Raw genomic sequence first — 18456 nt, 5'->3', positions numbered from 1 at the left:
TTATAAATGAGCAATAGCGATCTTATGATTATTAGAAAAAGCATAGACATGATCGACTGCGGGATCATCGAGCTTCTGAACCAGAGGATGGAGCTTGCAGTAAGGTCGAGGAAATTTAAGCAATGCGTGTTTGATCAAAACCGGGAACAACAGATATTCAATAATATAAAGAAAACATCACGCAGCCTGTTAAAACCGGAATTCCTGGAGAGATTATACGGCCTGATCATCGACGAAAGCAAACACGTCCAGGAACAAAGTCTGAACCTCATCGGTTTTCAGGGAGAACACGGCGCATACAGCGAGGTCGCCTCTCTTTCGTATGACGCATCCTTGATCCCGGTTTCATGCAAGGAATTTATCGAGGTCTTTAACGAGGTCTCATCAGGCCAGATTGATCTGGGCATTGTCCCGGTCGAAAACTCCCTTGAAGGGGCTGTGACACAGGTCAACGATCTATTGGTTCAAACGAATTTAAGGATCATTGGAGAGGTCAGCATACCTGTCCATCACTGCCTTCTCGCACTGCCTGAAACGCAGTACCGTGATTTGAAGGTTGTTTACTCTCATCCGCAAGCGCTCGCGCAATGTCGTGAATTTATCTTAAGGCACAAACTCGAACCAAGACCGTTTTATGATACCGCAGGCGCTGCAAAAATGCTCTCTGAAAACAGGCTGGAAGCCGCAGGCGTTATTGCGAACAAGCTTTGTGCCGAGTTGTATCATTTAGAGATCATTAAAGAAAACATAGAAGACCATGAATCTAATTCCACGAGGTTTATCGTATTATCCAGGGAGGCAAGGGGCGAACCTGGAGATAAATGTTCAATAATATTTTCTGTAAAACATGAGACAGGCGGTCTGTTTTCCGTCCTGAAGGCATTTTCCGACAAAAGGATAAACCTTACAAGGATAGAGTCGAGACCTATAAAAAACGATCCGGGAAACTATGTGTTTTTCACTGATTTTGAAGGATCGGACAAAGAGGGCAGGGTAGTGGATGCCCTTGAAGAAGTGCAAAAAGAGACAACGAGTTTTAAATTTCTCGGATGTTACAAATCTTATAAAGGAGCAATACAATGAGAATCGTCATTCTGGGTGCCGGTAAAATGGGTTCATGGCTTGCAAGGGAATCATCCGGGGATCATGATATAGCAATTTATGATACGGACGAAACGAAGTTAAACGGCCTTGGAGGAAAAAGCATAACAGCGCTCCCCCGTATACAGGAGATTGCCTTGTTTGACCCCGAACTCCTGATCAATGCCGTGAGCCTCCAAAATACCGTTTCAGCTTTTGAAAAGGCTGTGCTGCATATTTCCAAAAACTGCATTATCGGCGATCTTGCATCGATAAAGGGAGAAATAGCCGGTTACTACGAACAGAGCCTGTTCAGATTCGTATCTGTACACCCCATGTTCGGCCCTACCTTTACCGATATGAAAGCACTTAAAGAGGAAAGCGCAATCATCATAAGCGGGTCTGATAAAAAAGGTGCCTGGTTTTTCAGTACGTTATTCGAAAGACTAAATGTAAATATCTTTGAATATTCATTTGACGAGCACGACAGGATGATGGCCTATTCCCTTACACTTCCCTTTATTTCTTCAATTGCCTTTGCCTCATGCATCGACAAAGGCGCTGTCCCCGGAACCACCTTCTCCAAGCATATGCGGATCGCACAAGGACTTTTATCCGAGGATGATCATCTACTTACAGAGATACTGTTTAATCCCTATTCCTTAGCCGAGTTGGACAGGGTCACGGCAAAGCTGGAATATCTGAAACACATTATCAGGGAAAGGGACCACGAAGAGATGGAGACGTTTTTCCTGCGATTAAGAGAAAATATGTTATCAAGAGAGGGCGTTTATGAATGAAAAATCCATGACTTACAATGAATTTTTAAAACAGGCTGAAACGGATGATGTGCTCCCCTTTTTCAGGGAGATACTTGCAGACCTCGATACCCCGCTGTCATGTTATATGAAATTGAAGCATGCATATCCGTTGTCCCCGTCTTTCCTGCTCGAAAGCGTAGAGGCCAAAGAAAAGCTCGGCAGGTTCTCTTTTATAGGTTTCGAACCATTCCTTGTGTTCAAGAGCCTCGGCAAAAAGGTGTTTTTAAGCGGCCTCATTGAAGATACATTTGAAAGCAATAACCCTTTTTTAGAGCTTAAGGAAATCATGAACAAATTCAAGGGATTCGGTTTTTCCGACAGCATTGCATGCTGCGGAGGTACTGTGGGTTATGTTGGGTATGATGTAGTCAAATTCTTTGAGAAAATCCCGGATACGAATAAACGTGTCCTTGATGTCTTTGATATGTATTTCATATTTCCAAAAAAACTCGTCATCTTCGACAATTATACACGAAGAATGACGCTTTTTGTATTCCAGAATGCAGACAAACACGAGAACATGCAGGAGAGCTATGCACGCGGTGTTGCAGAGCTTGATGAACTCCAGGGTATAGTACGTTCATCCCTTGCCTTCAACAAAGAAGGCAAATTATCCGTAAGGATGATGGACAGCAATACAACCAAGGAAGAATTTGAAGAGATGGTATCGCGGGCAAAGGAATATATAATTGCCGGTGATGTAATCCAAGTAGTTTTATCTCAAAGGTTTACAATGGAGATTTCTACCGACAACCTAAGCCTTTACAGGGCGTTAAGGGTAGTAAACCCATCACCCTATATGTTTCTCCTTGATTTTCTCGATTACAGCCTCATAGGCTCTTCGCCTGAGACGCTGGTAAAGCTCGAGAACGGGGAGGTGGAGGTAAGGCCCATAGCAGGGACAAGAAGAAGGGGCAAAGATCGTGATGAAGATGAGCTTCTGGCAAAGGAACTCCTCTCCGATGAGAAAGAGGTGGCTGAGCATACCATGCTTGTCGATCTCGGAAGAAACGATGTGGGCAGGATCGCCGTCACAGGGAGTGTGTCTGTGCCTGAATTCATGGGCATAGAAAAGTATTCCCATGTAATGCATATCGTTTCTTCCGTCAAAGGGAGGGTCAAAGACGGCATGGACGCATTCGACGTGTTTCGGGCAACCTTTCCTGCAGGCACGGTAGCGGGTGCTCCGAAAATCAGGGCAATGGAGATCATAGAAGAACTGGAAAAAGATAAACGGGAATTTTATGCAGGCTGTGTAGGCTACTTTGCCTACAACGGAAACATGGATTTCTGTATCACAATAAGAACACTGCTTAAAAAACAAAACAAGGTATATATCCAGGCAGGAGCGGGCATTGTGGCCGATTCGGTACCGGAGAACGAGTACATGGAAACGATCCACAAGTCACAGGCCCTGGTAAAATCCATAATGGAATTAAAGGAGATTATAGACTGATATGCTACTTATGATTGATAATTATGATTCGTTTACCTACAACCTCGTCCAGTATCTCGGCGAGCTCGGAGAAGATGTGGCGGTTTACAGGAACGACATGATCGATTTGGAAGAGATTGAAAGGCTGTTACCGGATAGGATAGTCATATCCCCCGGACCGTGCACACCGAGGGAAGCAGGTATATCCGTTGATGTGGTAAGGCATTTTGCGGGAAAAATTCCTATACTCGGCGTATGCCTCGGACATCAGGCTATCGGCTATGCATTCGGGGGCCGGATCGTACACGCAAAAGAACTGATGCACGGAAAGATATCAAGGATCTTTCATGACGGAAAAACTATTATGAGCGACGTGGATAACCCCTTTAAGGCCACACGCTATCATTCGCTTGCAGTCGAAATGAATGGCTTGCGGGAGGTATTTGAGGTCTCTGCATGGACAGAAGGCGGCGAAGTCATGGGCATAAGGCACAAAACGTATATGCTTGAAGGGGTGCAGTTTCATCCGGAATCCATCCTTACAATAGAAGGAAAACATATATTGAATAATTTTTTATCAATTTCAAAAACAAACGGGGGTCAAAAATGACGATCAATGAAGCTATTGATAAGGCTGTAAACCTGGTTCATCTCGAAGAGCACGAAATGGCGCAGGTCATTGAGGATATTATGGAAGGGAAGACAACCCCTGCCCAGATCGCTGCATTTATTACCGCGTTGCGCATGAAAGGCGAAACCGTTGACGAGGTTGTGGGTGCGGTGAAGGTAATGAGAAGCAAGGCGGCAAAGATCACATTAAACAAAGAAACGGTAAGTGACCATATAAACGGGCAAAACAGGGTGATAGTGGATATAGTCGGCACAGGCGGAGATGGTACGATGACCTTCAATATCTCCACTGCTGCCGCTTTTGTGGTTGCGGCGGGAGGAGCTACGGTTGCAAAGCACGGGAACAGGTCTGTTTCAAGCCGCTGCGGCAGCGCCGATGTGCTGGAGGCGCTGGGAATTGATATAGAAGCTCCCCCGGAAGCCGTAGCAAAACATATAAGCGAGATCGGCATAGCCTTTTTGTTTGCGCCTGTATTCCACGGATCTACGAAACACGCGGTAGGTCCCAGAAAAGAGATAGGCATCAGGACGATCTTCAACATGCTCGGCCCTCTTACAAACCCCGCATCGGCCAGACACCTGCTGCTCGGCGTATACAAGGAAACATTGTGTGAAGTGTTTGCCGGTGTGCTTATAAAACTCGGCACGGAAAGGGCTATGATTGTCCATGGAAAAGACGGGATGGACGAGATATCCGTTACCACAGACACACAAGTGGCGGAGATAAAAGACGGCGGGATACGCCAATACATAATTAATCCTAGGGACTTTGGACTCAAGGCATACAACATTGAGGATTTAAGGGGAGGGGATGCGCATGAGAATGCGCAAATCCTTAAAGGTATTCTTTCAGGCAAAGAAAACGGGGCGAAAAGGGCGGCAGTCCTTATCAATGCCGGTGCTGCATTTTATATTGCAGGTATCCGGCGGGATATAAAAGAAGGCATAGCCTATGCAGAAGAGGTCATAGACTCAGGGAAGGCATTGAAAAAGCTCGAAGAACTGGCAGGAGCAGGCAGGGGATGATTATAGCTTGAACCGTTCAAATGGTTTAAGCGGTTCAAAGGACACGACAGGATATTGATATGACATTTCTTGAAAAGGTTTTAAATGAAAAAAGGGAGTTGGTTAAAGCACTGAAGGGTAAAATGCCCCTTGAAGAGCTCAAGAAGATGACTTATGGAATAGAAAAGAGGTCTTTTTTCAAAACATTTTCCCAACGTTTTCCTAAAGAGGTGAAGGTCATCGCTGAAGTGAAGAAGGCATCACCATCTAAAGGCGTGCTCGCCTGCGACCTGGATTTGCCGGGACTTCTTATGGATTACGAAAAAGGCGGGGCTTCGGCAATATCGGTCATTACTGAAGAAACGTATTTTAACGGCTCGATTGCCTATATTCCAGAGGCAAAAATGATCACAGACCTGCCGATTTTGAGGAAGGATTTTGTTGTTGACGAGTATGATATATACCAGGCCAAGGCCGCCGGTGCCGATGCAGTGCTTTTAATAGGCGAGGCGCTGAGTGCGCATCAGATAGCGGAATATCTTGAGATTGCCCGACAGTTAGACATTGATGTACTGTTGGAGGTCCATAGCCTGAAAACGTATGAAAAGATTGCCGATCTTGAAGGGTTTATCCTCGGGATAAACAATAGAAACCTTGAAACGCTGAAGGTTGACCTTGCCGTTTCACACGAGGTGATCAACGGTATTCCTGCGAATTTGCCTGTGATAGTGGAAAGCGGCATTGAAAGACGTGAACATATTGAAACATTCATGGAGCGGGGAGTTAGCGGATTCCTTATCGGAACTTCGCTGATTGTTTCAGGTGATCCCTGTAAAAAACTAAAGGAGTTATGCGGGAAGTTATGAATACGCTTGTTAAAATCTGCGGCATAACAAATTATGCAGATGCTTCGCTCGCGGCAGAAATGGGCGCCGATGCAATAGGTTTCGTGTTTTATAAAGGCAGTAAAAGGTTCATACCGCACGAGGAAGCGAGGAAAATAATCTGTAAATTACCGCCATTCCTTATTAGATGCGGTGTTTTTGTCGATGAAAGATGGGAAAAAGTCATGGAGGTCAGGAATTACTGCGGGTTGGACAGGGTGCAGGTATACGCCGGCGACAGGGGCCTATGCGGTAACTTTGCGCCCGGTATCACTATTATGGCCTTCAGAGTACGGGATAAGAAGGATGTGGAAGAGGCGCGGAAGTCGGAGTCGTTTCCGCTCCTCGACAGCTATCACGAAAATATGCACGGCGGGGGCGGCGTAAAATTTAACTGGGATCTTCTGGCGGATTTTGGCAGACCTTTTATGCTTGCGGGCGGGATAAACAGCGAAAACATTGATATGGCGCTGAAGCTGAATCCTTATGCGATCGACATAGCCTCCGGTGTCGAATCTGAACCGGGAAAGAAAGACCCTGATAAGATGGCTGAGATATTTAAAAGGATAGGCGCGCACAGGTTAAACCGTTCAAGCCGATTAGGAGAAAGGGTTCAAACCGTTCAAGCTGCTTAAACCGATAAAACCGTTCAGATAAAGGGTTCAAGCCGTTTGAACATCTATGAAGGGAGAGGGCGGTGCGAGCCCGGTTAAAAGGAAGGATGATATGAAAACAAACGGTTATTTTGGTGAATATGGCGGCGCTTATGTACCGGAGACACTCATGCCGGCGCTGAATGAGTTGAAAAATGGATTTTTCAAACATGTAAAATCAAGAGCATTCCGCAAAGAGTTGATGCATTACCTTACCGGATATGTCGGCAGGCCAACGCCCCTTTACTTTGCCGCAAACATTTCAAGGAAAACAGGGATGAGACTCTATCTGAAACGGGAAGATCTTTGTCACACAGGCGCACATAAGATAAATAATGCTATCGGTCAGGTGCTCCTTGCAAAAAAGATGGGTAAGGACAGGGTTATTGCCGAGACAGGGGCCGGCCAGCATGGTGTTGCAACAGCGACTGCATCTGCACTTTTGGGTCTTAAATGCAGGGTTTATATGGGTACGGTAGATATGAAAAGGCAGGCGTTGAACGTAATACGTATGGAGATACTGGGCGCAGAAGTAGTCGGAGTGGCCAGCGGAAGCAGAACCCTCAAGGATGCAATCAACGAAGCATTAAGGGACTGGGTGACAAATGTACGCGATACGCATTATGTCCTCGGTACTGCCTTCGGACCCCATCCTTATCCTACAATGGTAAAGGAGTTTGTTTCGGTGATAGGAAAAGAAACCATCAGGCAGATTATGAAAAAAGAGGGGAGGTTACCTGATACGATTGTTGCATGTGTGGGTGGGGGCAGCAACGCCATGGGTATATTCTATCCCTTTATCGAGCTTGAGCATGTGAGGCTTATAGGTGTCGAGGCAGGTGGTCTCGGCATAGAGACAGGCAGGCATGCTGCAAGGTTTGCAACAGGGAAGATAGGCATATTTCAGGGCACGAAAAGCTATGCATTGCAAGATGACGACGGTCAAATCCTTTTAACTCACTCTGTTTCCGCGGGGCTTGATTATGCCAGCGTGGGGCCTGAGCACAGCTTTTTGAGAGACACCAAAAGGGCTCACTATGCCTATGCCACCGATGACGAAGTGCTTGACGCATTCAGCCTGCTTTCGAGGGAGGAAGGGATTATCCCTGCACTTGAGAGCAGTCACGCAATAGCCTATGTAATAAAGCATGCAGATGAATTTCAGGGAAAGGTTGTAATTGTGAATCTTTCGGGCAGGGGCGACAAAGACGTAGACCAGGTATCGAAAATCCAAAAAGGAGAACTATGAATAACAATAAGATAACCAAGGTATTCGAAGGACTCAAAATAACCGGCAAAAAGGCGTTCATACCATACATTACCGCAGGTGACCCGGATATTACAAAGACCTTGGAAGCCCTGGCGATATTTGCAGACAACGGCGCAGATATCATTGAGCTTGGCGTCCCGTTTTCCGACCCCATGGCCGATGGACCCGTAATCCAGAGGGCTACGGAAAGGGCGCTTAAAAGCGGGACTACCCTGAAAAAGGTCCTTCAGACGGTAAGGGATTTTAAGGAACGTTATTCAGCGTCGATAGTACTCATGGGGTATTATAACCCTTTCTGGGCTTACGGGATTGAAGCGTTCGCAAAAGACGCAAGGGCAGCAGGGGTTGACGCTGTACTTACTGTTGATCTTCCCCCTGAGGAGGCGAAGACCTTTGTTGACCTGCTCTGGGAACAAGGGATCGTTTCGATTTTTCTTGCAACCCCTGTAACGGACAGAAGGCGTATTCAAGTGATAAAACGTATCGGAAGAGGCTTTATTTACTTTGTTTCCGTTACCGGTGTTACAGGGGAGAGGAATACCCTGCCGGAAGGCATAAAAGACAAGATAGATGAGATCAGAAGCAGGATCAAATTGCCCCTTGTGCTCGGTTTCGGTATATCAGCACCCGATATAATACGTGAATACGCAAACCATGTAGACGGTTTTGTGGTGGGCAGTGCGCTCGTAAAGAGGTGGGAAGATGCTTGTCAGTCTCATGAAGAACCGGAAGCTTTTTTAACCTTTTTCAAGGAACTGGCAGAAGCGTGCCATACTGTATGCCCGCCATAGAGTAAATGGCACGAATGAAAGCTTCAGGTTTTAATCCTTCATCTGTGCAAGTCAAATGATTAGCTCCAATTCTTTGCAACCGGGTGACCAGAGGGCCATCTTCAGAAGGACATTTTTTAACAGCATAGGGCTGCAGAATTTCCAGAGAGAGATCTCCTCTCTTCATGACCGCCCCCTTAATCTGCAGGTCGGGTTTTTCAAACTCCTTGACTTCTTCAAATCCGAAGACATCCTGATACCAGTTGGTTGATTCTTTAATATCAGTAACGCTTATCCCGAAATGTTCTATTTTTAATTCTTGCATTATGTTCTTTTATAATCTGTTATGCGTTGTGTGGTTTTATGATAACCTTCAAACAGTTTTTGCCTTCACCGGCAGCCTTAAATCCTTTTGCAATTTCTTCCAGGCTGAATCTGTGTGTAACCATATCTTTAACATCAACATTCCCGGCCCTGATGAGCTCCATGGCCTGTACATTATCAAGCGGGGCAGCCCCGTAACAGGTTTTAAGGCTTATATCATTTCTCCAGAAAGGATTGAAATCTATATTGAGTGTTTCTCCCGGGTTCGGTACTGCAAAAAATAAAACAGTTCCACCCCGGTCAACCGATTCCAATGCCTGCAAAGCAGCAGACAGTACCCCTGCGCACACTATGACCTTGTCAGCCAGACGGCCGTTATTTGTCTCTTTTATCGAACCCGGTATATCTCTGTCAGCCCGGATCGTTTTTTCAGCACCGAATCTTTTTGCTGCTTCCAGTCTATAATCATCTATATCTGTTGCGATAATCCTCCCGGCACCCAGAATACGGGCCAGTTTAATCATGAGCAAGCCTGCAATTCCGCAGCCAAGAACCAACAGGGTATCGCCAGGTTTCAGGTTGACAGCTCTTAGCCCTCTGATTACTGTTCCTAACGGTTCAATAAATGATCCCTGCTCGTAGGACATTCCGTCAGGCAGAAGAATAGTTCCGGTATCAATGCTTTTCCCGGAGACCCTTAAGTATTCAGAAAATCCACCCGGGTTAAAATTATTCTTTGTCTGGAAAACCTGGCATGCGGTCTGATGACCCGTCAAGCACCAGTGACATTCATCGCAGGGAACATGATGTGTGGTAAATACCCTGTCCCCTCTTTTGAATTTTGTCACCTCTTCTCCGGCTTCAACTATCTCACCGGTAACTTCATGGCCAAGAACCAGGGGCGCCTTTTTAATGCGGTACCATTCCAGAACATCGCTGCCGCATATGCCGCATGCCATAACCTTAATGAGAATGTCTCTTTTGCCAACCCCGGGGACCGGCAGTTCCTCTACTTCTACCCTGCTGTTGTTGTAATACATTCCTACGCGCATACTTAAGCTACCCCTGCTTTGTCTCATTCTTTTCTGTCATAAAGAAATCATACGCGTCTTTTGGCTTTATTCCTTCATGAACGACCTTTCTTAACGCCTTAATCATGGCAACAGGTGATTCAGATTGAAAAATATTACGACCCATGTCCACCCCGGCTGCTCCATCCTGAATAGCATTGTAAGCCATTGTCAGGGCATCAAGCTCCGGAAGTTTTTTGCCTCCTGCAATAACAATAGGTACCGGGCAGGCGGCTACTACCGTGTCAAACCCTTCCTCTACATAATATGTTTTCACATAAGTGACACCAAGCTCTGCAATGATTCGCGAAGCCAGCCGCATATATTTGGCATCCCTGGCCATTTCTTTCCCCACCGCTGTAACGCCCAGCACAGGGATACCATAGCGGTTACCCATATCTACAAGACGGGTCATGTTGTGCACAGATTGAGTTTCGAATTCACCGCCGATAAAGACCTGGACAGCCATAGCTGCCACATTTAAACGAATAGCTTCGTCTATATCTATGGCAATCTGCTCGTTTGAAAGTTCATTAAGAATGCTTGGCCCCCCGCTTGATCTCAGGACTATTCCCCTGCCAAGGGTAGGGGGGATAATTGTCCGGAGGATACCCCGTGTAAGCATCAAGGTATCTGCATATGGTAAAAGCGGCAGGATAGTGACATCTACACGCTCCAGACCTGTAGTCGGGCCTTGAAAATATCCGTGGTCAATTGCCAGCATGACTGTCTTGCCTGACTCGGGATTAAATATTCTGGATAGACGGTTTTTCATCCCCCAGTCTACGTTGTTACAGCCTTTCAAAAAGAAAGGTTCACTTTTGGCTGGAATGTCCACATAAAACTGTTTTTCCTTTTCAGATGTATCAACTTCTGGCATGATTATTTGCTCCTTTCAATTTTTTTATAAATAGTCACAATATCCTGAAGAGGCAACAAAGTTTCATCCTCTTTTCTTTTACAGGTACTTGCTTTTATATGTCAATATAACGTGTAAGGTGTTCAAATATCAAGCTGCAACTTTTTGCACATTTGTTCTTCCTCTATTTCACAGAGAAAGTTTTTAAGCGGTTTTTTATATAAAGGGTGAACAATCTCCGGTTCTATTTCGAGGCAAGGAATAATGGCAAATTTTCTTTTATGCAATTCCGGATGGGGTATAATGAGGGATGGATTGCTCAATATAAGGTCTGAGAATAATAATATGTCCAGATCGATAATGCGCGGTCCATTTTTTATTTCTCTTGTTTTCCCCATGGTTGTCTCAACCCTTTGCAACAGACTCAGTAATTCAAGTGGTGTGCCTTCCCATTCCAGGGAGATCGCACAATTAATAAAGTTTCCCTGCTCGACTTCTGAAACAGGTGATGTAAGGTAGAGAGAAGAGGAGGAGATGCACGTTGCTCTGCCATCTTTTGAGATGTTTTTAATGCTTGTGAGACAATTTTCCCGGCTGTTGCCGATATTGGATCCGATACCGATGAATATTTTATGATCCACGACGACTATTAAGCTGGTTTTTCTTTATCCTTATCATTTTTCGATGGGGTGACATCTATCTCATCGGGTTCTTTGACTGATTTTTTAAAGCTCTTTATACCTTTTCCCAACGCCCCGCCGATTTCGGAGATCCTACCGGCCCCGAAGATGAGGATAACAATAATAAGAATAACGATAAGCTCTGGAAATCCAAGACCAAACATGTTTTCTACATTACCACTATATTTATTAAGTAGTCAATAATTTAAAACAGGTTATTGACTGGAGTCGTAATTTGTTTTATTAATATTTAATGGCTTTGCTCGAAATCAGAACATATCCGGATCCGGTGCTTAGAAAGATTGCAAAACCCGTTGATGATATAAATGCTCAAACAATAAAACTTGCCGAAGATATGATTGAGACGATGCGTCTTTCCCATGGCGCAGGTCTTGCTGCAAATCAAGTCGGTGCGCCTGTAAGGCTTATTGTGTTAGAGGAAGAAAGTGATAAAAAGAAAAGAGGCGATATAGGCGATATAGGCAATAAGGCAATTGTTATTATAAATCCTGTTATAGTTGGAAGTGAGGAAGAAGAAATTGCAGAAGAGGGGTGCTTAAGCCTTCCAAAGTTCTATGAATATATCAAGAGGGCCAGGAAAGTTTCTGTTAAAGGGATGACTATTGATAAAATACCTTTTGAGATGCAATGTGATGGCCACATGGCAAGGGCATTTCAGCATGAGATCGATCACCTCAACGGGATTCTTTTCATTGATTATCTGAGTCCGGTTAAGAGGAACCTTTTTAAGAAAAAATACATAAAAAAAGACAGATGAATATCATCTTTTTCGGATCTTCAAGTTTCTCTGTTCCTCCGCTGAAATCTGTTTCGTCTTATGTTTCGTGTGTGGTTACAAAAAAGGCGAAGCCAAAAGGAAGGGGATATCTACTTGAAGACAATGAAGTAAAAAAAACAGCACTGGAATTAGGCTTGCCGCTTATAGAGATTATATCCTTCAAGGATGAGGCTGCCCGGCATTTAAAAGATTACAGTCCTGATTTATTCATAGTTGCTTCTTTTGGACTTATTGTACCGCGTTGGGTTCTGGATATTCCTTCCACGGGTGCAATAAATATTCACCCTTCTTTACTTCCCTTGTACAGGGGACCTTCACCAATCCAATGGGCACTTCTGAAGGGTGATGAAGAGACTGGCATTACCCTCATTGATATGAACGAAAAGATGGATGCAGGCAATGTCATATACCAGGAAAACATGATGATTGCTGAGAAAGATAATTTTGTTACACTTTCAGATAGGCTTTCTCGGAGGTCGGCCGGGATACTCCTTGAGGTCCTTGATGTTATTGAAATTGAAGGCATGATAGAGGGCGTCGAGCAGCGGCATGAAATGGCAACCTTTACGCAGATTATTACTAAAGAGATGGGCAAAGTAGACTGGAGTAAAAGCGCCATAGAAATTGTAAGACAGATAAAGGCTTTTGTACTCTGGCCAACGGCCCATACCTTATTGGATGGAATTTTTTTAAAGATATTTGATGGGGAAATCTTTGGGTCTGGCAGGAAAGAATTGCCGGGTACGATTCTGGAAACAATAAAAGATGGTATTGTTGTCCAAACGGGCAATGGCGCTATTATTGCGAGAGAAGTTCAATTACAAAATAAGAAAAGGATGAATGCATTCGAATTTGCCAATGGGTACAGGGGATTGATTGGGAAGATATTGAAATAAAATGCAAAAATATCATTTTTTTGTTGACAGGGAAAACGTTAACTTCTATTATCAATAATGTGCTATTTGGTATGTTTCTTGCTTATAACAGAGGTAACATGAGAAAGGTTGCTGTACTTTTTTTATTTTTCTTTTTTTTGGTTGTAAATGGATGCACAACCACTAAAAGCGCTGGAGTGAAAGAAAACCTGCCACAAGATGGCCAGATTGTTTCCCCGACAGATACTACACCGGATTCAGCTAAGGTAAAGAAGAGTGACAGTACAAAAAAGACGACTAAGTTTGCAAAAAGATGGAACAGTAAAACAGAAGGCATAACACAATTTTCTGAAGATGATGACGATATTTCATCGCTTATCGATCGTGATTATTACAAAGATTTTGACATCCCTATTGTCTTTAATGACGCCGTAAAATACTTCATTCAATATTTTACCACAGAAAAGAGAAAGACTTTTGGAAACTGGCTGAAAAGGTCACGGTATTATATTCCGATAATGAAAGAGATTTTAAAAGAACAGGGGTTGCCCGAAGACCTTGTTTATCTGGCCATGATTGAGAGTGGCTTTAACCCCAATGCCTATTCTCCTGCAAAGGCATGCGGACCGTGGCAATTCATTTATGAAACAGGCGGAAGATATGGCCTGAAGGTAAATTACTGGATAGACGAAAGGAGAGACCCGGAAAAATCGACTGTGGCCGCTACAAAGTATTTAAGAGACCTTTTTAACCAGTTTGGTTGCTGGTATCTTGCAGCAGCGGGGTATAATTCAGGAGAAAAAAGGGTCGAGAGGGCCATGGAAAAGCATAATACAAATGATTTCTGGGAAATCGTTAAATATAATACCCTTCCAAGGGAAACGAGGGAATATATACCGAAACTGATCGCTGCCGCAATCATTGCGAAAGACCCTGAAAAATTTGGTTTTGGGGCTATCTCATACGACCAGCCGATACGCTTTACACAGGTGAAAGTTCCTGCAGGATCGCCCCTCACGGCAATAGCAAAATCTGCATCCCTCGATACAAGTACCTTGAGGTCTATTAACCCCGAAATCCTACGCGGCATAACACCGCCGGATATTGATTGTTATGAAGTTAAATTACCCTTGACCGTGGACAGGAATGAATTTAATAGGAATCTGGAGGTTGCATTAAGTAGTGATAAAAAAATTACAGGCTATTCAACGTACAAGGTAAAAAAAGGAGATACCTTAGCCCGGATATTGAAGAAGTTTAAAATGAGCTATGAAGATATGCAGCTGGTGAATTATGCAGAAGGAGATATGAAGATTAAGCCAGGAATGGTTGTTAGTATACCACGGTTTAATGGTCAGCCAGTGAAGGAGGCAATTGCTCAAAAATCAGAGAGGCCTTCAAAACAAACCGAAAAACAGGCAACAGCACAAAAACATGTAAAAGTTGTTAATCAAACGAGTATAGAGAAAACGGAGAAACAAGAGAAGCAAGAGAAACAAGAAAAATTTGAAGCTAAAACCTACCATGTCGTTAAAAAAGGGGAAACACTCTCTTCAATATCCACCAAATACGGTATAGGTATCTCAAACCTCAGGGCAGCGAACAACCTGAAGAACAATAAAGTGTACCCTAACATGAAGCTGAAGCTTGTGAGCTATTCACATAAAAAGGAAAAACCATCAGTAAAAGTCCATGTCGTTAAAAAAGGGGAAACACTCTCTTCAATATCAACCAAATATGGGATAGATATCTCAAGCCTCAGAACAGCAAACAATCTGAAGAACGATAAAGTATACCCTCAAATGAAATTGAAGATTGTCGAGAGCAAAGGATAATCCGGTAAATCAATAATCAGTAAAGCAAACCAAGTGGTTTTTTTATTTTTTGAATGTTAGTAAATGTTTGGGGACTGGAATTTGGTTATTGGTTATTTGTATGTTTTATTAGACTTTTAAAACGAGGTTTATCATATCTCCTCGTGAAAATCCCATTGCATGGAAGAACTGAAGAAGGTCCCAATCGTTCCAGTTAACAAGTGTATATATAGTATCTACGCCGTAACTTTTTAAATTTGTTATAACGGCATTTGCGAGAACCTTTGCGATGCCTCTGTTCTGATAATCAGGGTCTATGCCTATAGTGTCAATCCACCCTATATTATTGGGAACCTTAAACTCCCAGCCACTCACTTCGCCAAGAATAAAACCTACAACCTTTCCATCAATCTCTGATGCAAGAGAGGCATCCGGTGGTCTCGTTTCGGCCTGTTTGATGATTTTAGTTACCCAGTAATCTCTCCTTGTTTCCCCGAGAACCTTGGTATCTATCTCTACAATAGCGTCCAAATCATCTTTTCTTAATTGTCTTACAGAAAGCTTATCATAGAAGTTACTCATTTTGACCTCAGCTTGTTAGATATATTACGTACTCAAAGCAAAATGTCAACAAGAACTAATTTGCTTGTGAATATAGTAACATATTAACGGTTTTTAATCAAACACCTTTCGTTTTGATAATCAATTATTGTGATATTTTCAGGAAGTTTTTCCGTTAGTCTCTTTAAACGCTTTGTTTTTAATACGGAAAACACCCTTTTTTCTGATTTAAGAAGTTTTATAAAATCATCTTCGCTAATGAAGATATTTTTAGCGTCTTTATATTTTGAACCCATTTCAAGTTCGCCTTTATATGCGGCAATTACAACATTCCTTCTTGTATAAAATGGGAGTGTTTGATCGTATGCCCCATAATTGATAAGTAAATCTCCCTCATGAATATTACGGTTAATGGTATTGCTCAACCCCTTCGTTGAGTTGAGTGAATCAATGGTTTTTATGTTAAGCACCATCAGTAAACTTACGAACAAAAACGAGAAAGAGGACAATATCAAAAAAAGGGAAGCATATGTAGTAAATCTACGAAAAAATAAGGCAAATACAATGATGGCAGATAAAATAGAAACACATATCAAAACCACCTTCAAACTTTGAAAAACATATATTGCCTCTGTAGATATTTGTGATACCCATCCAATGACAGTAGTGTTCCAGAAAAGAAAAGGAGCTATTGCGAACAGAATAAAAATTATTATGTAGATAGCAGCCTCTAATGTTATTCCTGCTACCCGGTCCCATATATCATCAAAAAAACAACCAATAACAATAGCCAGCGGAGGGAATACGGGTAGAATATAGGGGGGTAATTTAGATTTCGAAACACTGAAGAATAATAAGACTATACCGCTCCATATAAGAAAAAGTCTGATTTCACTCCTTTTCCAGAGGCTTATAATACTTCTCGGTATGAGTATCGACCATGGAAACATGCCTCCTATCAGAACCGGTAGAAAATAAAACAGAGAACCGGTTCGCTTATGTTTTGCTGTAAAAAATCTGAGGAAATGCTGATCTATGACAAAAAAATAGAAGAATTCACTTTCTTTTAAAGAGATTGCTATAAACCATGGGAGCGCTATAACGCCGTAAATTATTATGCCTTTTATGATCCGCATTTCTTTAATGAAAGATGTTTTTTTCTCAATTAGTAGAAAAATGATAATAGTGACGATCAATAGGATAATAGCGACAATACCCTTTGAAAGCGTTGCAAACGCGAGAAATACATAGAAAAAATATATAAAGAGAGGTTTTCTCTCTCTGTAGTATCCCAAAAAGCAAAAAAGAGACAAGGATAACCATAGTGTAAAAAACATATCGATAGTTACTATTCGTGCCATAGAGAAAAACCCGAATGAAGAGATGAGCACTATCGACGAAAGAAAGGCAGCACGTTCACCGAACCAGCGTCTCACAAAGATATAGAGGGAAAGCATACACAGGAAGGCAGAAAAGGCATTTGCAAATCTGAAGGACCACTCATTCACTCCGAAAAGTTTATATGAGGCAGCAACTGCCCAGTAAAAAAGAGGTGGTTTTTCAAAATACCTTACATAATTGAGGTGCGGGACCGTGTAATCGTTCAGTTCTATCATTTCTCGCGGAATTTCTGCGTATCTTCCCTCATCCGGCTCTTTTAATGAATATTCGCCCATTCCGTAAAAAAAGAAGACATACGAAAAAAGAAGGATAATAAGTAAATGCCTTATGTTTGACCTGCTATTGTTCATTAAGTAAATGCCTTATATTTTTTCTTCATACAACGAAAATATCATTGGTGTATCCCCGATTTTCTCTTCAAAAATTGTACGAACGCCCCTTAGAGAATCGGATAACTCTTTATAATCCCTTTTTCGCGTAAGAATATAAATTTTTTTTATATGTTCCAATTTATTTAGCCCGGTAACACTGTGTTCGTCCACATGAATAGCATATTTCCCAATATAATAAACATAAATGCCCCGCATGCTCCCGTAATAAACCCAAGGGGTGCCGTCTTTTAAGAGTGGCTTTATCTTTTCGGCCAAAGGTTTTGGAGATTTATAGAAATTCCATTTTTTATAAATGGATATGTTTGCCGCCATATATGAACATGTAATGAAACAAAAAAGGGCAGGAAAAATATATGATTTTTTATTGAATTTTAGAAAAAAGCATATTGATATGGCTAACATTATGGAGAGAATACCGATAAATAAACGTTCCTGGAAAAATTCAGGATAAAAATCTGTTTTGTAGGAACTGAGAAGAATTCCAATAAAGAAAAATAAAATCGAAAGAAATATGAACATTATTGTATTGTAACGATGTCCCGGTTTTACAAACGTGAACGATGTTATCAAAGAGATGGGTGGCAATATTGGCAGCATGTATTTACTTATTTTTCCCGATGAAAGAGAGAAAAAGACAAACATCCACAGGGACCAGATGAGAAAAAATCTGATCCTGTGGTCTTCTTTGAATCGTGATATACCCATATAAATCCCCAATGGCAAAAAAAGGCTCCAGGGGAAAAAATCCAAGGGCAATGTAGTAAAATAATAGTATATGGGTCTTTTGTGGCTCCAGGCATCAAAAAACCGTACAAAGTTCTGCCGGATAACATTTTCATAAAGATATGGCATGCCTTCTTTAAGGTAGATTATCAGGTACCATGGCAGGATCGTAGCAATGAGTATTGCGATTCCGATAACAATATCCCTGACCCTGATTGCCCTGAAGTTTTTCTCGATAAGCAGGAATGTTAAAACAACAGGAAAAATGAGGATTGCTGAAAGCGGTCCCTTGGTCATAAAGGCAAAACCCATAAGTAAAAAGAACAGGTAAAAAAAGCCCTTCTTTTCGGTATGATAAAACCAGAAGAAAGATAAAAGGCTCCCGGCGACAAGGACCGAAAAGATCATGT

20 protein-coding genes are annotated in these 18456 nt (G+C 42.5%); 12 read left to right on the top strand and 8 right to left on the bottom strand.

What is annotated here, in order from left to right:
* Positions 1 to 6: 6 nt before the first annotated feature.
* The 9 genes from pheA (at position 7) to trpA (ending at position 8569) form a co-directional block, all read left to right on the top strand.
* Positions 7 to 1083 carry a prephenate dehydratase gene (pheA, locus tag NTX75_05665; protein ID MCX5815717.1) on the top strand — a complete coding sequence of 359 codons (1077 nt, stop codon included), beginning with the start codon at positions 7 to 9 and terminating at the stop codon, positions 1081 to 1083.
* On the top strand, positions 1080 to 1880 hold the full coding sequence (locus NTX75_05660; GenBank protein MCX5815716.1) for a prephenate dehydrogenase/arogenate dehydrogenase family protein: 801 nt from the start codon (positions 1080 to 1082) through the stop codon (positions 1878 to 1880). Before pheA ends, NTX75_05660 begins: the two co-directional genes overlap by 4 nt.
* Positions 1873 to 3357, top strand: coding sequence for an anthranilate synthase component I (gene trpE / locus NTX75_05655; protein MCX5815715.1), 1485 nt, complete (start codon positions 1873 to 1875; stop codon positions 3355 to 3357). Before NTX75_05660 ends, trpE begins: the two co-directional genes overlap by 8 nt.
* 1 nt (position 3358) lies before the next feature.
* Positions 3359 to 3946 (top strand): aminodeoxychorismate/anthranilate synthase component II, encoded by a 588-nt coding sequence (locus tag NTX75_05650; GenBank protein ID MCX5815714.1) that lies wholly within the window; start codon positions 3359 to 3361, stop codon positions 3944 to 3946.
* Positions 3943 to 4992: an anthranilate phosphoribosyltransferase gene (gene trpD, locus NTX75_05645; protein MCX5815713.1), complete on the top strand. Its 1050-nt coding sequence runs from the start codon at positions 3943 to 3945 to the stop codon at positions 4990 to 4992. Before NTX75_05650 ends, trpD begins: the two co-directional genes overlap by 4 nt.
* A gap of 59 nt (positions 4993 to 5051) precedes the next feature.
* A complete protein-coding gene (trpC, locus tag NTX75_05640) occupies positions 5052 to 5837 on the top strand; it encodes an indole-3-glycerol phosphate synthase TrpC (protein MCX5815712.1) in 786 nt (261 codons plus the stop codon).
* Entirely contained in the window at positions 5834 to 6490 is a 657-nt protein-coding gene (locus NTX75_05635) for a phosphoribosylanthranilate isomerase (GenBank protein ID MCX5815711.1), read from the top strand. Before trpC ends, NTX75_05635 begins: the two co-directional genes overlap by 4 nt.
* Before the next feature lie 91 nt (positions 6491 to 6581).
* On the top strand, positions 6582 to 7757 hold the full coding sequence (gene trpB, locus NTX75_05630; protein MCX5815710.1) for a tryptophan synthase subunit beta: 1176 nt from the start codon (positions 6582 to 6584) through the stop codon (positions 7755 to 7757).
* Positions 7754 to 8569 carry a tryptophan synthase subunit alpha gene (gene trpA, locus NTX75_05625; protein MCX5815709.1) on the top strand — a complete coding sequence of 272 codons (816 nt, stop codon included), beginning with the start codon at positions 7754 to 7756 and terminating at the stop codon, positions 8567 to 8569. Before trpB ends, trpA begins: the two co-directional genes overlap by 4 nt.
* Here the strand turns inward: trpA and NTX75_05620 are convergent.
* The 5 genes from NTX75_05620 to NTX75_05600 all read right to left on the bottom strand — a co-directional run bounded on the left by NTX75_05620 (position 8526) and on the right by NTX75_05600 (position 11645).
* Positions 8526 to 8873 (bottom strand): VOC family protein, encoded by a 348-nt coding sequence (locus NTX75_05620; protein MCX5815708.1) that lies wholly within the window; start codon positions 8871 to 8873, stop codon positions 8526 to 8528. The two genes, trpA and NTX75_05620, sit on opposite strands and share 44 nt — an antisense overlap.
* 19 nt (positions 8874 to 8892) lie before the next feature.
* On the bottom strand, positions 8893 to 9924 hold the full coding sequence (locus tag NTX75_05615) for an alcohol dehydrogenase catalytic domain-containing protein (protein ID MCX5815707.1): 1032 nt from the start codon (positions 9922 to 9924) through the stop codon (positions 8893 to 8895).
* Between the two features lie 7 nt (positions 9925 to 9931).
* A complete protein-coding gene (gene lsrF / locus NTX75_05610) occupies positions 9932 to 10822 on the bottom strand; it encodes a 3-hydroxy-5-phosphonooxypentane-2,4-dione thiolase (GenBank protein ID MCX5815706.1) in 891 nt (296 codons plus the stop codon).
* A gap of 122 nt (positions 10823 to 10944) precedes the next feature.
* Complete coding sequence (gene folK, locus NTX75_05605) at positions 10945 to 11442, bottom strand: 2-amino-4-hydroxy-6-hydroxymethyldihydropteridine diphosphokinase (GenBank protein MCX5815705.1); 498 nt, start codon at positions 11440 to 11442, stop codon at positions 10945 to 10947.
* A gap of 8 nt (positions 11443 to 11450) precedes the next feature.
* On the bottom strand, positions 11451 to 11645 hold the full coding sequence (locus NTX75_05600; protein ID MCX5815704.1) for a twin-arginine translocase TatA/TatE family subunit: 195 nt from the start codon (positions 11643 to 11645) through the stop codon (positions 11451 to 11453).
* Positions 11646 to 11734: 89 nt separating this feature from the next.
* Here NTX75_05600 and def point away from each other — a divergent pair, with 89 nt between their 5' ends.
* The 3 genes from def (at position 11735) to NTX75_05585 (ending at position 14990) form a co-directional block, all read left to right on the top strand.
* Positions 11735 to 12259 carry a peptide deformylase gene (gene def / locus NTX75_05595; protein ID MCX5815703.1) on the top strand — a complete coding sequence of 175 codons (525 nt, stop codon included), beginning with the start codon at positions 11735 to 11737 and terminating at the stop codon, positions 12257 to 12259.
* Positions 12256 to 13176: a methionyl-tRNA formyltransferase gene (fmt, locus tag NTX75_05590; GenBank protein MCX5815702.1), complete on the top strand. Its 921-nt coding sequence runs from the start codon at positions 12256 to 12258 to the stop codon at positions 13174 to 13176. The genes def and fmt overlap by 4 nt, the downstream gene beginning before the upstream one ends.
* Positions 13177 to 13274: 98 nt before the next feature.
* Entirely contained in the window at positions 13275 to 14990 is a 1716-nt protein-coding gene (locus NTX75_05585) for a LysM peptidoglycan-binding domain-containing protein (GenBank protein MCX5815701.1), read from the top strand.
* 108 nt (positions 14991 to 15098) lie between these two features.
* Here NTX75_05585 and NTX75_05580 read toward each other — a convergent pair whose 3' ends face one another.
* The 3 genes from NTX75_05580 to NTX75_05570 form a co-directional block, all read right to left on the bottom strand.
* Positions 15099 to 15551, bottom strand: coding sequence for a GNAT family N-acetyltransferase (locus NTX75_05580; GenBank protein MCX5815700.1), 453 nt, complete (start codon positions 15549 to 15551; stop codon positions 15099 to 15101).
* Positions 15552 to 15634: 83 nt separating this feature from the next.
* Positions 15635 to 17281, bottom strand: a complete 1647-nt coding sequence (locus NTX75_05575; protein MCX5815699.1) for a glycosyltransferase family 39 protein — start codon at positions 17279 to 17281, stop codon at positions 15635 to 15637.
* Positions 17282 to 17293: 12 nt separating this feature from the next.
* On the bottom strand, positions 17294 to 18456 hold a 1163-nt coding region (locus NTX75_05570; GenBank protein MCX5815698.1), incomplete at its 5' end, for a hypothetical protein.

The sequence above is a fragment of the Pseudomonadota bacterium genome, from assembly GCA_026388315.1.
Classification (GTDB): domain Bacteria; phylum Desulfobacterota; class Syntrophorhabdia; order Syntrophorhabdales; family Syntrophorhabdaceae; genus MWEV01.
The sequence above is the reverse complement of the archived record's forward strand: the minus strand, read 5'-3'. Positions and strand labels throughout refer to the sequence as shown.

Coding starts and splice junctions, on each gene's coding strand:
- pheA (MCX5815717.1), top strand. CDS start 7: ATGAGCAATAGCGATCTTATGATTATTAGAAAAAGCATAGACATGATC.
- NTX75_05660 (MCX5815716.1), top strand. CDS start 1,080: ATGAGAATCGTCATTCTGGGTGCCGGTAAAATGGGTTCATGGCTTGCA.
- trpE (MCX5815715.1), top strand. CDS start 1,873: ATGAATGAAAAATCCATGACTTACAATGAATTTTTAAAACAGGCTGAA.
- NTX75_05650 (MCX5815714.1), top strand. CDS start 3,359: ATGCTACTTATGATTGATAATTATGATTCGTTTACCTACAACCTCGTC.
- trpD (MCX5815713.1), top strand. CDS start 3,943: ATGACGATCAATGAAGCTATTGATAAGGCTGTAAACCTGGTTCATCTC.
- trpC (MCX5815712.1), top strand. CDS start 5,052: ATGACATTTCTTGAAAAGGTTTTAAATGAAAAAAGGGAGTTGGTTAAA.
- NTX75_05635 (MCX5815711.1), top strand. CDS start 5,834: ATGAATACGCTTGTTAAAATCTGCGGCATAACAAATTATGCAGATGCT.
- trpB (MCX5815710.1), top strand. CDS start 6,582: ATGAAAACAAACGGTTATTTTGGTGAATATGGCGGCGCTTATGTACCG.
- trpA (MCX5815709.1), top strand. CDS start 7,754: ATGAATAACAATAAGATAACCAAGGTATTCGAAGGACTCAAAATAACC.
- NTX75_05620 (MCX5815708.1), bottom strand. CDS start 8,873: ATGCAAGAATTAAAAATAGAACATTTCGGGATAAGCGTTACTGATATT.
- NTX75_05615 (MCX5815707.1), bottom strand. CDS start 9,924: ATGCGCGTAGGAATGTATTACAACAACAGCAGGGTAGAAGTAGAGGAA.
- lsrF (MCX5815706.1), bottom strand. CDS start 10,822: ATGCCAGAAGTTGATACATCTGAAAAGGAAAAACAGTTTTATGTGGAC.
- NTX75_05600 (MCX5815704.1), bottom strand. CDS start 11,645: ATGTTTGGTCTTGGATTTCCAGAGCTTATCGTTATTCTTATTATTGTT.
- def (MCX5815703.1), top strand. CDS start 11,735: ATGGCTTTGCTCGAAATCAGAACATATCCGGATCCGGTGCTTAGAAAG.
- fmt (MCX5815702.1), top strand. CDS start 12,256: ATGAATATCATCTTTTTCGGATCTTCAAGTTTCTCTGTTCCTCCGCTG.
- NTX75_05585 (MCX5815701.1), top strand. CDS start 13,275: ATGAGAAAGGTTGCTGTACTTTTTTTATTTTTCTTTTTTTTGGTTGTA.
- NTX75_05580 (MCX5815700.1), bottom strand. CDS start 15,551: ATGAGTAACTTCTATGATAAGCTTTCTGTAAGACAATTAAGAAAAGAT.
- NTX75_05575 (MCX5815699.1), bottom strand. CDS start 17,281: ATGAACAATAGCAGGTCAAACATAAGGCATTTACTTATTATCCTTCTT.